Origin of the sequence: [Clostridium] scindens (genome assembly GCF_019597925.1) — a bacterium.
Lineage (GTDB): Bacteria > Bacillota > Clostridia > Lachnospirales > Lachnospiraceae > Clostridium_AP.
On the sequence record NZ_CP080442.1, the window covers coordinates 3484550 to 3499878 of the forward strand.

Below are 15329 nucleotides of genomic sequence, written 5' to 3' on the forward strand. Positions count from 1 at the left end.
TATCCTCCTTATCTTCCTTCTTTTTCATATACCTTGATGTCAAATGAATCATATATCATCTGCCTTGCTTCTTCCTTACACTTAAACTCGCCGCTGTGTATCATCTGCGCAGCCAGATTACCGATAGCCGTTCCTTCTGTTGGCCCTACATGGACTTCCTTCTTCGTTGCCCTGGCCGTCAGCTCGTTGAGGTATTCGGCATTGCCTCCGCCTCCTACGATATGGATTCTGCTGTAGGTCCTTCCGGTGGATTTCTCAATCCCCTTGATGGACCGGTCATAGCATTCCGCCAAACTTGCGTATACGCAGGTTGCAATCTCTCCCAGCGTCTCTGGAACCTTCTGCCCGGTCCTTCTGCAATAATCCTTAATCTCTTCTATCATGTTCTCCGGCGCCATGAAGCAGTTATCCGTCACATCCACGCGGGATGGAAAATCGCCCTCCCTGGCAGCCTGGGCACAGATCTCAGCAAAACTGTACTTGTCATCCAGATTGTGCCTTACCGACTGGATCATCCACAATCCCATGATATTACGCAGATAGCAGATCTTAGAATCATACCCGCCTTCATTGGTAAAACTATTGATGCGGCTTAATTCAGAACAGTCCGGCGTATCCCGCTCCACTCCCAGCAGGGACCATGTGCCGGAACTGATGAAAACATAGTCGTCATCATTGGCCGGAACCGCAAGAATCGCAGAACCTGTATCATGGGTGCATGGCAGCACCACATCCATATTAAAGCCAAACTCCTCCGCCAGTTCCTCTCTCAGGCTTCCCAGACTCTCTCCGGGCATGGCGATTCTCTGGAACATCTCTTTATTGAACCCCAGACGATCAATCAACTCCATATCCCATGTCTGGCTCGCCGCATTCACCAGTTGGGATGTGGAGGCCTCCGTATACTCGTTCACCTTCTTCCCGGTCAGAAGGAAGTGGAAATAATCCGGAACAAACAGCAGGGCTTTCGCCTTCTCCATATCTTCTGGCTGCTGCTTTTTTACCGCCATCAGCTGGAAGATGGTATTGAACATCATCTTCTCGATTCCCGTCCGCTCATACAATTCCATTTCCGGGATCCTGCGGTATACTTCCTCGTCCATGCCATCCGTCCGGCTGTCCCTGTAGCCTACCATATCCCCGATCACCTGGTCATTCTCATCCAGCAGGACATAGTCCACGCCCCAGGTGTCGATTCCCATGCTTATTGGGATCTTCCCAATCTCTTTACACTTCTTTATTCCATTTTTAATGTTTTCGAACAGCCCTTTATAATCCCAGCAAAGGCGGCCGTCCTTTTTGGTCATTCCATTTTCAAACCGATAGATCTCTTCCAGTACGATCTTTCCATTCTCTACGCTTCCTAAGATATGCCGTCCGCTGGAAGCGCCGATATCCACTGCTAAATAATATGCTGACATATTCTTCTCCTGTTATCTCTGACTGGTTGGCTGGTTACGCTATGCCATAGTGCTTCCGGATCATATCCTTTTCAAAATTCAGAAGGAAGCGCGCCTCCTCATCCAGCAGTTCTTCTGAAGGGTCTTCCACCAGATCTCTCCATACCTTGATGTCTCTTCCGACCTCCCCGCCCATCTGAACGAACGGCTCTGACACGATTCTTCCCTGATAATCGATATCATGGAGCGCTCCAAATATCTCATCCCAGTCAAGGTGCCCCTTGCCCGGAACAACCCGGTTGTTCTCGCCTGTATGGAAGTTCTTCAGGTATCCGCCTACGGAACGGATAGCGTCTCCTATAGAGCCTTCCTCAATGTTCATATGATAGGTATCCAGCAGGATTCCGATCTTGTCGCTGTCGATCTGCTTCACGTACTCGATGGCCTCCTTTGCCGTATTCATCACGATGCCCTCAAAACGGTTCACGACCTCCACGCAGTAAGTCACGTCATAATCTTCTGCCGTCTTAATGACCTGGCGGACGCTTTCAATACTGTGCTTCACGATCTCGCTTTTGTCATCCACGATATAGTCCGGGCTTCCCCAGCCGGCATAGTTGACGCCGGAAAGCAGTTTTCCTTCCATGTATCCGATCCGCTCCACGATCCGCTTCAAATATTCGATCCCGCCTTCCCTTACTTTGGCATCCGGGCTTGCGACATCGTATTTGGGATTCAGCCCGAGGCTGTAGGTCAGCTCGATTCCATTGTCCTTTGCCGCCTGCCTGACCTCGTCCATCCTACTCTTATCCATATCCAGAAGCGCCTGTGCCTGGAATTCCAGAATATCAAATCCAAGACCGGACACCTTTTTAATATACTTGACATGATCCGCATCCCAGTTCTTAACCCAGAAATTCATAAATATTCCTATTTTGTTCATTTTATTTCCTCCTTTTCATTGCTTGCTTCTATTTACAGGCTGCTATCCAGCCTATAGTACTCTTTCAGACACCGGTATCCTTGCTCGAACAGTTTCTTCTGTCTTTCATATATCTGGCTGTTTGCCCTATCTGGGCAGAAGTCATCTTCCTTCTTAACAAACTGGTGTATGACCGAAAAGTCTTGGAACACGCCCACTCCCACGCCTGCGATAACTGCTGCCGCGATGGATGTGGCGGTCTCCACATGGTCCAGCCGGTGAAGCCTGACCCCCAGCACATCCGACAGGATCTGGGCGGATACGTCTCCTCTGGCTCCGCCCCCGGTCAGCACCAGTTCCGTAATCTCTCTATTCTCCCTCTGGGCGCTCAGGATAATATCCAGATTCATTGCGACTCCTTCCAGCACCGCCCGGACATAATCGCATTTTTCATGCTCCATGCGGATTCCGAGGAAGCTTCCCGAAGTCTCCGGATTCCATCTCGGACTCCTTTCCCCCAGCATATAGGGAAGGAATATCAGTCCTTTCGCTCCTGCTGGCGACTTCCTCACAAGCCGGTTCATCTTCTCGTACACAGAGGTTCCTTCCATCCGCGCAAGTTCTTCTTCATCCTGGCATAGCGCCTTCTTTATGTAAGAGTAGGAACTGCCTGCCGCCTGCATGGTTCCGCAGGGCATATATTTCCCCGGGATGACATGGCCGAAGCAGATCAGCGTCTTCTCCTTATCCAGGAACACCTCGTCCGATGTCCCTGCTATCCATGCGGAAGTGCCATAAGACAAAAACATCTGGCCCTCCTCAATGCTTCCGGCACCCAGAGCAGAACACGGACCGTCCCCGCCGCCGCATACCACCGCTGTCTCTTCCGTAAGCCCCAGGGCTTTCGCCGCGTCAGGAAGCAGTGTCCCGATCACATCCGTGGACGCATGCAGTTCGGGCATCTTCTCCGGGCTTATGCCTGCCGCGTCCAGTATTTCCCTGGACCATTCAAGCCTCCTTAAGTCAAATGCATCCGTCCCGGATGCTTCCGAATAATCCGTCACAAATCTTCCGGTCAGGCGGCAGATGATGTAGTCCTTTGCCAGCAGCATCTTATAGGTCTTTCCATATATCTCCGGCTCGTTGTCCCTGATCCACATCAGCTTCTCAATGCTATAGCTGGCGCTGGGCCGATGGCCGTTCAACTCATACATCCGGTCGAATCCCACTCGTTCTACCAGCTGTTCCATCTGCTCCTCTGCCCTCTGATCCGCCCAGATCATAGCCGGACGGAGCGCCTCGCCGTTCTCGTTCACCGCGATGCATGCCTGCATCTGGGAGGAGAAGGAAATGCCCAGCACATTTTCCGGAGGAATGTCCTCGATAATCTTCCTGGTTGCCGTGCAGACCGCCTCCCACCAGTCTGTTGGGTTCTGCTGCGCGCAGTTCTTTTGAAAGAAATGCACCTCATACGGCACTGTATAGCTCTTTACCAATTCTCCTGCCGTCGAAAACAAAGATGCCTTATTACTCGAAGTGCCCAAATCATGGGCTATCAGATATTTTTCCACGTCTTCTCAACCTTTCTTTCACGTCTTCCGTAACTACCTCCGATTATATCATATAGCATACATTTTGTAAACTTAAGAAAGTGTAAAACTTTCGTACGAAACCATTTCACTTGACATAGCGTAACTTATGTGATAGTATACAGTTGAATCATGAATCGGTTCCACGATACTTAAAACGGTTAGGAGGAATGTCTATGAAAGAACGGCACGCAGCCCTTCTAGACTATGTAATGCAGAACGGAAAAACAGAAGTCAATACGCTTGCCGAACTTCTCCAGACTTCGAAGGTAACCGTGCGTAAGGATCTGGATTATCTGTCTGAGCGCGGGCTTCTGAAGCGGGAGCGCGGCTATGCCGTGCCCAATGATCCCAGCGACATCTATTACCGGATGTCCCTGCACTATGAGACCAAGCAGAGAATCGCCCGCAAAGCCGCTACTTACGTTCAGGACGGCGAGACGCTGATCATCGAATCCGGATCCACCTGCACCCTGTTCGCATACGAGCTGGCGAAGATCCGGCAGAATATTACGATTATCACGAACTCCATGTATCTGGCCAGCTATGTCAAGGATCATAACAACATCCAGATCATCCTGCTTGGAGGCATGCTCCAGCCTTACGGCCAGTCGCTGGTAGGGCCGCTGACCAAAGAAGCGGTCAAGGCCTTCCATGTCGACAAGATCTTTACAGGAACAGATGGCTATTCCCGGGCTTTTGGATTTACCGGAGACGATCTGTCCCGCTCCGATACCCTGAATGCCATGACGGATTGCGCCGACCACACTTATGTGCTTGCCGGCTCGGAAAAATTCACCCGCCCCGGCTCTGTCTCCTTCGTCGCCCTGAAGGATGTGGACGAAGTCATTACCGACGACGGCATCCCCGCGGAAGAAAAGGACTATTTGACAAAGCAGGGAATTATCGTAACCATCGCCTGATGGCGCAGTAAAATAGATTTTATTTATTCACAAGGAGGTTCTTATGAAATATTTATTAGACACAGCCAATCTTCAGGACATCAGATACTACTGCGATGTCTTCCCAATAGCGGGCGTAACGTCCAACCCTTCCATCGTAAAGAAGGAGGGAAAGATAGACTTTTTTGCCCATATGAATGAGATCCGTTCCATCATTGGGCCTGACAGGCCGCTTCACATCCAGGTAACCGCGCTGGATACAGAAGGAATGCTCAGAGACGCTGACACTCTGCTTTCCAAAGTCGACCCCGAAGTATACGTCAAAGTTCCTGTCACGATGGAAGGCATCAAGGCTATCAAGCAGATGAAGGCCAGAGGCATCCACGTAACGGGTACCGCAATCTACGGCAAGCAGCAGGGATTCCTGGCCATGGAGGCCGGAGCGGACTATATCGCGCCTTATTTTAACCGCATGGAGAATATGGGGCTGGATTCCGACGATGTCATCGCATCCCTTGCCGATATGATCGACCTGTATCACTATGACACCCAGATTCTTGCCGCAAGCTTCAAGAATGCCGGGCAGATTGACCGTGCTTTCCTTGCAGGAGCGCATACGGCTACCATGGATCCATCCATACTCAAGGATGTTCTCACCCAGCCTTATATCACCAATGCCGTAGACACCTTTGATTCCGATTGGAAGACGATCTTCGGAGATCAGACCATCTCCGAATTATAAGAAAATCCGACAAGAGCCAGGATGAAGTCCATCCTGGCTCTTGCTGTACAATCCATCAAGTATCTTTACGTCAGCAGGGTTCCTTCTATCTGGTATACCATTGCGTTCCACTTCTCTTCCTGCGTGTACTGACTTTTAAGGCAGGCAAATATCTGCTCCACCGTACTGCTTAAATCCTGCTTATACATCAGCAAGTCTCTGCCGATATTTCCTGCAATCTCATCCACCGTCGCGATCATGATATCCGCATCCATGTTCTCTGCCGCCTTGCAGGCAATCTCGCCGCAGTCCCTGTCGCTGCAGATCACGGCTGCGTTCTTATTCTGTCCATGACGCTTCAGTAGTTCTTCTACCATCTTTCTACCCTTCTGGGTGTCCTTCCAGGGAATCTTAAGAAACAGTTCCCCATCTCCCCCATTCTCAAGATAGGTTTCTTCACGGGCATTGATACTGTAGGCATTCTCAAGATCCCATCCTATATATCCGATCCGTTCATATCCTCGTTTCTTCAGTTCCCCATATAAGGTCCGGATTGCCAGGGCATTGTCAAGTGCCACGCAGTCCGCATAAGGAAGCGCCTTATCCGAGTCAAAGAATACCATATTCATGCCAAGGGCCCGAAGCCGCCTTAACTTCTCCACATCCACCGGAAGGTCCTCCAGCCAGACGACAGCGTTGCGAAGCCCCCGTTTGTACAGGCGGTAAAGACAGTTTTCCAACTCTTCCATGCGCGGCTTCTCCACATACAGAAGAAGCGCGCCCTGTGTCTCGGCATAATTCTGGAAGCGGCCGATGAACTCGGCAAAAAATGGGTTCCTGGCAGGCGCGATCAAAACGATCATATCCAATTCGCTCTTATTTCCGCGATTGCGCAAGGTAACCGTGGTCCCTCGTCCCACCTGCCGCACGATCAGTCCGTCATCCTCCAATATTTCCAAAGATTTGCGCACCGTCACGCGGCTGACTTCCAGCATCTCTTCCAATTCCCTCTCCGGAGGCAATTTATCTGCGTCGCTGTAATGCCCTTTAAAGATCTCGTCACATATCCTGTTTTTTACAATCTCATACAAGTTTTCATTTCCCATGCCATGCTCCGTCTCTTATCCCGTCTTCTGTGCCTTACATGCTGGTAGATTCCATGTCCAGCCGCTTGATGATGTCTTCCTGGATATCCGGCGACAGGTCCAGGAAGTTGACGAACGTGCCGTGAATCCTCATGATATACACTCCGCTGGGCGCATATTTCTTCGGATCAGCCAGCACCTTGCGAAGCATCTCCGGCGTTGTCACATTGACATACAGATAGAACGGGGAAATCCCCTCCTTCTTCGGATTATAGAATAGCGGCCCGATGATCTTATTCTTAAACTCCAATCCCTTCTCTTCGTAGGAAGATGTCTTGAAGTAATTGGGATTGATTCCCAGATGGGATGCGCAGCCGCCATTCATCTTCTCAAACGGAAGCTTCATGTTGGACATCATCCGAAAGCCCAGTCCAGAGTGCGCCTCTCCATACAGCGGATCGATTCCGTATCCCAGCTGCTCCCTTGCCATTCTTCCATCCGGCGTGGCTCCTACCCAATAGCCATACAGAAGATGGGTGGATGGGGATGCCCAGTCTGCCCGGAATGGATTGCCAAGGTAGTTCTTCTTGGAAGACACCATATCGCTGACTCTTGCCGCGATTTCCGCTGCTTCGTCATCCACTTTCGCAATATTGTTGCCATATTTCTCGGCTTTCATCAGATACTGGCGCATCTCCGGGTCATGCTCGAAATTATCCCGGAGGGCTTCAAGCATCCGGCCTGCGTCTTCCGGACGTTCCGCAAGCAGCCTGTCGATCGCCGCAAAGGAGTCCGCCACTACGGATAGTCCATGAATCAGGCACCCGCTTCCATTATATTTTGTCCCTTGATTCCTGGTATCCCTTGTATCGATTCCTGTCTCAATGCCTCCCATAAGCGCAGACAGGAACGGAACCTGAAGGAGGGAGATGGCTTCTGACGCGGCATTGGCGCACTCCACCATCTGATCTACATACGCATCCAGATTCTGATAGAAGATGGAACGGATATTCTTAAGTACATCCACTTCCTCCTTATATCCATTTTCCTCGTTGCTCTTGCCAAACCTCTTGCCGGAGATTGTAGAAACTCCGTCATTTAAGGACAGTTCCAGAACCTTCGCCATATTCAGCCAGCTGTTGGTCGTATTGCCGTTGTCCTTCCCCATGATCAGAGGCTCCTGGCAGCCTGCCACGGAATAGTCCTCCAGATCCTCCGGCTCCACATGATTCTTCTCCTTCAGGATCTCGAACACGGAGTCATCATTAAAGAAGGAGGGGGTCAGGCATCCAGGCGTGAAGAGGAATCTCCCCAGACTCTCGTATAGTTCATCCGGGGTATTCTTATGAAGCTTCACCGACAGGATCGGCTGCGGCAGGTTCATATCATAATAAGCATCCAGAAGCGCATAGGAGGTGGGGTTGGTCATGTCCTCTCCTGTGTTGGATTTTCCGCCGATAATCAGGTCCTGGGAGATCGCCCAGCTTCTGTCCGCTACATTGTAGAACACCAGCAGATGCTTTAGAAGAGCGGCTGTCATATCCCGCCCGGTATCCTCCGCCTGACGGTAAGGCTCGAAGATACGGTCCGCGTTTCCCACGGAAAATGCATATGGATTAGGGGTCTGTTCCAGGCACATTACCTGCCACATTAAAATAAATGACTGGATGGCCTCATACAGGTTTGAAGCGCCTTGTCTCGGAACCTTTTCCAAGGCGTCCGCCATAACTTCAAACCGCTCTTTTACCGCTCCTTCAGACTTGGCTGCCTTCTCCCTTGCCAGTTCTTCATATCTGCCCGCAATCACCAGCACCGCATCCAAGGCAATGTCCATGGCGTCATAGTAATCCTTCTTATCCGCATCTGCCTTGGCGGCCTTATGACACTTGATCTGCTCCTTCAGCCCCTCTACGCCGATCTTAAGCACCGGCCGCATATCCGGGATCAGATGGCCGGTCACCTGTTCGATAAAGAATATGGCCTCGCTGGTATTCTCCCCCGCAATGTCATATGCTTTGCACAGTGCTTTGGCAAAATCCGTATTCATATTATATTCTTTCAGGTCATCGATCCGTTCCTGGGTGATATCCCCGATCGGATCAATGTCTCCGAACACGGCAACCGGATCACAGTATCCCGTAAAGGAATCTACCGAAAACGCAGGGTTGATCAGCGCGTATGATCTTGCAAATGCGTCATCCTGCGTTCCGGCGAATACATGATAGTCGCCGATCCACAGCGGCATCTTCTTCGCCACTTCCACCAGCGTTTTGGAAATGCGTATGCAGTCTTTCTCATTCCGGAACCGCTCGTCGCATTCCCGCATGATCTCCTTAGCCAGGAACCAGCCTTCCAGATGATCCGTTGCTCTTTCTTCCTTGAATCTCTCTTTTGCCAGCCGCGTTATTTCCTGCGCGTTTAATACTTCTTCGATTCTCATATCCATCTTCCTTTCCCTTACGTCCTTCTATAGCGGACGCCCGACTCTTCCATTGCCTTCCTGAATCTTCGGACGGACGCTTCGTCCACACGGGCTTCGTCCGTCATCTTGTATTCCCAGCCGCACTGCTGCCATTTCTTCTTGCCAAATTCGTGGTAGGACAGGACTTCAAATGTCACATTATCTCCTTTGATCTCCCGGAAGAAATCAAGAAACTGCTCCAATTCCGGCTCGCTGTCATTGAAACCTCCGATCAGCGGAACCCGTACATGAAGTTTAGGATGCTCTTTTGCCGCCCGGCGGATATTCTCCATAATCCTCTCGTTTGATATGCCGGTATATCTTTGATGCTTGGAGGCATCACAATGCTTGCAGTCCATAATCAGCTGGCCTATATAAGGAAATAGTTCCGGAAGAGATGGGTGTGTGCCATTCGTCTCAATCGCGGTATGGATGTCCTTTTCCTTCAATCCCTTCAAGGCATCTTTCAGTTCCTGAAACTGCACGGTAGCCTCGCCTCCCGTAAAGGTGACGCCGCCTCCGTCATAGAACATCATCTCGTTCGCGCATGCTTCCCCAATGACCGCTTCTACCGTCTCCTCTTTATATGACAGGTACATTCCTTTGGTATCATGCTGCCGGATGCATTCTTTTCCTTCACAGCTATCGCAAATGGCCCTGTCTACCATGTGCTCGCAGATCGCGTGATGGGGGCAGATGGATGGAAGAAGCCACTCTTCATCCGCTACGATCACGCCCTCCATCTTCATGCCCTCTGGATTCGAGCACCACGGGCAATTCATGTTACAGCCCTGGAGATGGTAGACCAAGCGGTTCCCATCTCCGTCCTGCGAATAATTAAAACCCTTCTGGAATATCTTCATCTTCTACCCTTTCAAATGGAACAAATCCTGATTGTGGCGGTACAATTCCCGATATACCGCGAATTGCTCTTCGTAATGCTTCTGGTTCTCGCGGATGGGGGATACTGCCTCATCCTTCATATGTACCAGTTTCGCGCAGGCCTCTTGATAGTCCTTATATTCTCCGCACGCCACCGCAGCCGTGATGGCTGCGCCGATCCCCGCCTGCTCGCTTCCCTGGTTGGTATATATGTCGCAGTCGAAGATATCTGCCTGCATCTGCAGGAAGAGCCGTCCTCTTGCGCCGCCTCCGGAGGCGATAATCTTATGATACTCGATGCCAAGTCCTTTAAATATCTCGATGGAAGAGCGAAGGCCAAACACGATTCCCTCCATCGTGCTGCGTATCATATGGGCCCTTGTATGCTTCAAGGTCATTCCAAAATAAATCCCCTTGGCATCCGGATCATTGTATGGCGTCCGCTCTCCGCTCAGATACGGAAGAAACACCATTCCCTCGCTTCCAGCCGGAACTGTGGAAGCCAGCGCCGTCATCTCATCGAAGGAGCCCATATCCAGGATCTGATTCATCAGCCACTTCATGGCAACCCCGCCGCTAAGATGGGCGCCCATCAGCATCCACAGATCCTTCTTCACATGGCAGAACGTATTGGTGCGGAACTCTTTGTCATATACCGGCTCATGGAATCCCCCTGACAGCTGGCAGGCCGTTCCGATATTGGCCGCCAGAGTTCCCGGCGCAATGATGCCATTGCCTACCCCCTGCATCAGCGTATCTCCACCCCCGTACGCGATCTTGATTCCGGCCTTTAGCCCGGTGCTGGCCGCACAGTCTTCTGTCACTTCTCCGGCTATCTCGGAAGACTCCCGGCATTCTGGGAATATCTCTTTATTCATTCCAAGCTTCTCGATCAATTCCCAGGCCCATTGCCGATTACGGGTATCAAAAATGGCTCCGCTGGATGCATCCGACATATCCGTCCCAAGTCCCCCGCACATCCGGTAGCGGATATAATCCTTCGGAAACATGACCGTATGGATTTTTTCATAATTCTCAGGCTCATGCTCCTTCACCCACATAAGCGAAGAGATTAAAAATCCTGTACTTAGGGAGTTCAAGGCCACGCTCCGGTACGCATCCTTCCCCACAGTCTGATAGATATTCTCAATCTCTCCCGCAGATCTCTGGTCCGCCCATATGATGGCATTGCGGATCAGTCTTCCATCCTTATCCACCATGACCAGCCCATGCATCTGTCCCGAATAGCTGATTCCTTGAATCTTGGCGGATTCTACCGGATACCGCTTTACGATATCCGAGATCGTCCTCTTTGTAGCCTCCCAAAGTTCTTCCATGTTCTGTTCCGCATACTTAAGGCTGCTTTTTATAATATCATATCCGATCTGCGAGGTACCGGCAATGTTTCCCGTTGCATCCATAAGCAGCGATTTTACGCTGGAAGTCCCAATATCCACTCCTAAATAATAATTCATAATCCGTACGCCTCCTTTTAATTGGTATTATATATCAATACCAATTTGCCGTCAATATGATTTGCGGTAATTTAAGAAAAACGAAGGCCGGGAAGCCCCTGCCTTCGTTTCATCCTTTATGCTTTCTTATGAAACCTGGATCATAACCTTTCCGGTTCTTCTGTATTCCGGCTTTGTAAATACATCCACAATATCATCCAGAGGAACAATGTTGGTGATCAGGCTTTCCAAATCAATGGTCTTGGATTCCAGAACTGAGATTGCCCTCTCAAATGTATATGGATTGATATAGGAAGACGTTACCGTCAATTCCTTTTTGAAGATGTCGTCCGGCTTAATCGGGAAACTCTCTCCCGGCGCAGCAAGTCCGAAGAACATGACCGTTGCCGCTTTTCCCGCAAACTGGATAGCGTCCTCCTGGGTGTGGATATTTCCAACACACTCGATGACTACATCCACGTTCTCGCAGTACTCATCCAGGACTGCCTTCACATCCTCTTCCATCGGATTAATGACCTTTGTCGCGCCCAGTTTTAACGCTAACTCACGCTTCTCTTCCACTGGCTCGGACAGGATCACCTTTGACGCTCCGGCGTTCTTAGCCAGCTGCAGCATGATCATTCCGATAGGGCCTCCGCCCATTACCAGCACGGTATCCCCATACTTGATGTTGCACAGGTCAATCCCATGCAGGCAGCAGGAGATAGGCTCCGCCATCGCTGCCTCTATAAAACTCAGGCTATCGGAGAACTTGTATACCTGTTTCTCTCTCATAACCACATACTCTGCAAATCCTCCGTCTACCGTAGTCCCGACTCCGATATTATTGGTGCAGAAATGCTGCTTCGCATTCTTGCAGAAATAGCACTCTCCACACATATCATTCGGGTCGCCGCTTACCCGGTCGCCAACTTTGAATTTGGTAACGCCGCTTCCAACCTTCGCCACAACGCCGGAAAATTCATGGCCCGGAATCAGCGGAGGGGTAACAGCCGAGGAGCCCCCATCCCCGTTAAAAATATGTATATCCGTTCCACATACGCCACAATACTTCACTTGAATCATGACCTCATTGTCTTTTAATTCTTTTTCCGGAACTTCTTCTACTCTTAGATCGTGCTTTCCATGATAAACTGCTGCTTTCATATTCTAACCCTCCATTACTGTTCTATCTAAATCGTATTAAAAAACTCATCAATATAAAAGATTGCCGCTCCCGCAGCCGCGGACTCCACTGTATACTTGCAGGGAACCAGGTAATCTTTGGCCTTCTCGTCAAAAGAATCCCTTTCATCCACTCTCCTGCACAGTTCATCCATATAATTCTCTATATATGCGCCAACATACCCACCAAGGATAATCACAGAATCAAACAGCACGCGTATGTTGTGTATGCCAAGAGACAGATCATCCAGATACTGATCCCACAGCCGGGCAGCACCTTTATCCCCTGCTTCCAGCAGTTCAAAAAACTGTTCCAGATTCCCGTCCGTATACTGGTCCAGATTCGTTGACCTGCAGACTGTATCAAAGCATCCCCGCCTTCCACAGTAGCATAATTCGCCGCCCTCAGGAACCACCGTCATATGTCCGATCTCTCCGCCTTTTTGCTGGTTGCCTTCGTAAATATTCTTATCCACGATAGCTGCTCCGCCCACACTATTGCTGAGACTGATATAGAATGCATTGCATATATCCTTGGATATCCATACTTCCGCATACCCGGCAGCATTGGAATCGTGAAATAATCGGTTCCTATAAGGAATATACTTTGCAATCTCCTTCCGGGTCCGGCCTGTAAAATTCAAGGTACGGCCATAGATTGCCTTCTCCCCGTCCTCAGACACCAGGCCAGGAACTGCAATCCCCACTCCCAGAAGGTTCTCATCGCTGATGCCCGCTTCCTGCTTTACCTTCTCGACAGTCTCTCCAATCTTCTTCAGATAACCGTCATCTTCCAAGTTGAATTCTCTTCGCTCTCTTACCATCCGTATCACATCGCCGGACAGATCTACCGCGACGCTGTTGATATGATGCCCTGTCAGATACACTCCAATAGCCGCTCTAGCCTCTTTCAGATAAGTGTATGCCGTAGCGTTCCTTCCCCGCTCCCCAGTGCTGGGAAACTTCTTGGATGTATCGATTAGCCGTATCTGCTCAAGATACTGGAGATTCTGCGTGATAGTTGGCAGGCTGAGCCTCAATCCTATGACGATGTCTTGCTTGGATACCGACTCCTGTTCCCTTATATAGTGATATATTAACTGACTTTTCTTCAATGTTCTCTACCTTCGCTGTTCTATAATATATCTATCATTTTACTTTCTATTATACTGCCTGTCAACAAACCGACCCTTTTAAAGGACAATCTCAAATCTCTCGTCATCCTTCAGGTCAACCACCGTGCAATCATTTGCATAAGTACATTCCGGCAGGATAATCAGCGCATGCAGTTCCTTTGCATGTACCGGAAGCGGCGCAAGATGCCAGACTGCCGTATTGATCTTTACCAATGTCCCCTTAGGAACAATGAATGCCTTGGCCCAGTCCGTCACGATTGCCCCACCGGAAGCAGGCGCGACATGGATGATCATGTCGTCATCAAGTGGCAGTATCATCTCCGGCGTAGTCGTATGATACTCCGATGCCTTTATGATCATCTTCTCCGTCTTCTTAACCACAATTGGCGAGTAGCCCACCCGCGTTGGGCATGATTCGCTGATGCGGTCGGGATAGAACTTATGGATCTCTCCCTCCAGCGCGTATCCATCCGGGTTAAGCATATCATAAAACGTCCCGAAAGGCGCAAATGCTTCTCTTGTAATCGGTTCTGCTTTTATCGTCTTCATGCTGGCCTCCAATCTTCCGGCGAAAATTCCCTGATTTTTAAAAATCCCAGCAAATAGACATTTACCGGGATTTTTTGCTTTATTTTACAATTACTAATTAGACTGTTTTTTCTTCTGAATACAGTCGAATCCTACTGCAAGCGCAAGTACGACACCCATGACAATATCCTGTACATAAGAGTTGATATTCATAAGAACCATGCCGTTCTGCAGGGCTCCGATAATGAATGTACCTGCGATAACGCCTGAAATCTTACCATATCCACCAGTTACAGATACGCCTCCAAGTACTACGCAAGTGATAACCTTGAATTCATATCCGTATCCTGCATTGGACATACCTGAATTCGTACGGGAAAGCATAACGATACCTGCAAGTCCTGCAAAGAATCCTGACAGGGAGAATACCAGATATTTGATTCTTCCTACACGGATACCTGACAGTTTTGCTGCCTCTACATTACCGCCTACTGCATAGAAGTAACGTCCAAAATACGTCTTATTAAGGATGAAGGAACCTATTGCGAAGCAAATAGCCATGATGATTACAGGAACCGGCACGATGCTGACATAACTCTGTCCGATAATCTTGAAGTCTTCTGTAAATCCATTAATTGGAAGACCGCCGCACATGATCAGCGCCAGGCCTTGGAACGCCGTCTGGGTCGCAAAGGTCGCAATCAGCGCCGGGATTCCTATCGTTGATACCATGAAGCCGTTCAGCGTGCCGATCAGCGTAGATGCAATGAGAGTGATAAGAATTGCAAGCCACATATTCACTCCCATATGTACCATCAAGTATGCACACAGAATATTAACAAATGTGATGATGGAACCCGTTGCCAAGTCGATATCTCCCAGCAGGATGACGAATGTCATACCGATGGAAGCAATACCAAGTATGGCTACCTGGCGGAGCATCATAAGCAGGTTGTTTGGATTTATAAATCTTGGGTTTGCAACCGTAAATGCAACAACAAGAATTACAAATACGACCCAGATCGCCTTATCTTTTAATTGGTATACTACTTTATCTTTCATAC

13 protein-coding genes are annotated in these 15329 nt (G+C 49.6%); 2 read left to right on the plus strand and 11 right to left on the minus strand.

Annotated elements, in window-relative coordinates; all coding sequences use genetic code 11:
- Positions 1–8 precede the first annotated feature (8 nt).
- The 3 genes from rhaB to xylB (K0036_RS16810) are packed head-to-tail and all read right to left on the minus strand — an operon-like array spanning position 9 to position 3893.
- Positions 9–1421 carry a rhamnulokinase gene (gene rhaB / locus K0036_RS16800; protein WP_220430230.1) on the minus strand — a complete coding sequence of 471 codons (1413 nt, stop codon included), beginning with the start codon at positions 1419–1421 and terminating at the stop codon, positions 9–11.
- A gap of 34 nt (positions 1422–1455) precedes the next feature.
- The gene (locus tag K0036_RS16805; RefSeq protein WP_025641884.1) at positions 1456–2343 is read right to left on the minus strand and encodes a sugar phosphate isomerase/epimerase family protein; all 888 of its coding nucleotides are present in this window, start codon (positions 2341–2343) and stop codon (positions 1456–1458) included.
- Between the two features lie 32 nt (positions 2344–2375).
- Entirely contained in the window at positions 2376–3893 is a 1518-nt protein-coding gene (gene xylB, locus K0036_RS16810; protein ID WP_173694178.1) for a xylulokinase, read from the minus strand.
- 194 nt (positions 3894–4087) lie between these two features.
- On the opposite strand from xylB (K0036_RS16810), the gene K0036_RS16815 reads away from it, so the two are divergent.
- Positions 4088–4834, plus strand: coding sequence for a DeoR/GlpR family DNA-binding transcription regulator (locus K0036_RS16815; RefSeq protein WP_025641880.1), 747 nt, complete (start codon positions 4088–4090; stop codon positions 4832–4834).
- A gap of 43 nt (positions 4835–4877) precedes the next feature.
- Positions 4878–5555, plus strand: coding sequence for a fructose-6-phosphate aldolase (locus K0036_RS16820; RefSeq protein ID WP_173694177.1), 678 nt, complete (start codon positions 4878–4880; stop codon positions 5553–5555).
- 65 nt (positions 5556–5620) lie between these two features.
- Here the strand turns inward: K0036_RS16820 and K0036_RS16825 are convergent, their stop codons facing one another.
- The 8 genes from K0036_RS16825 to K0036_RS16860 form a co-directional block, all read right to left on the minus strand.
- On the minus strand, positions 5621–6640 hold the full coding sequence (locus tag K0036_RS16825) for a GntR family transcriptional regulator (RefSeq protein ID WP_220430231.1): 1020 nt from the start codon (positions 6638–6640) through the stop codon (positions 5621–5623).
- A 34-nt stretch (positions 6641–6674) separates the two neighbouring features.
- Positions 6675–9059, minus strand: coding sequence for a pyruvate formate lyase family protein (locus K0036_RS16830; protein ID WP_220430232.1), 2385 nt, complete (start codon positions 9057–9059; stop codon positions 6675–6677).
- Between the two features lie 17 nt (positions 9060–9076).
- Positions 9077–9943, minus strand: a complete 867-nt coding sequence (locus tag K0036_RS16835; protein WP_173694174.1) for a glycyl-radical enzyme activating protein — start codon at positions 9941–9943, stop codon at positions 9077–9079.
- Between the two features lie 3 nt (positions 9944–9946).
- Positions 9947–11437, minus strand: a complete 1491-nt coding sequence (xylB, locus tag K0036_RS16840) for a xylulokinase (RefSeq protein WP_220430233.1) — start codon at positions 11435–11437, stop codon at positions 9947–9949.
- 126 nt (positions 11438–11563) lie between these two features.
- Positions 11564–12583: a zinc-dependent alcohol dehydrogenase family protein gene (locus K0036_RS16845; RefSeq protein WP_173694173.1), complete on the minus strand. Its 1020-nt coding sequence runs from the start codon at positions 12581–12583 to the stop codon at positions 11564–11566.
- Between the two features lie 26 nt (positions 12584–12609).
- A complete protein-coding gene (locus K0036_RS16850) occupies positions 12610–13716 on the minus strand; it encodes an ROK family protein (protein ID WP_173694172.1) in 1107 nt (368 codons plus the stop codon).
- Between the two features lie 78 nt (positions 13717–13794).
- Complete coding sequence (locus K0036_RS16855) at positions 13795–14286, minus strand: ureidoglycolate lyase (protein WP_025641870.1); 492 nt, start codon at positions 14284–14286, stop codon at positions 13795–13797.
- Positions 14287–14379: 93 nt separating this feature from the next.
- Positions 14380–15327, minus strand: coding sequence for an ABC transporter permease (locus tag K0036_RS16860; protein ID WP_025641869.1), 948 nt, complete (start codon positions 15325–15327; stop codon positions 14380–14382).
- Positions 15328–15329 lie beyond the last annotated feature (2 nt).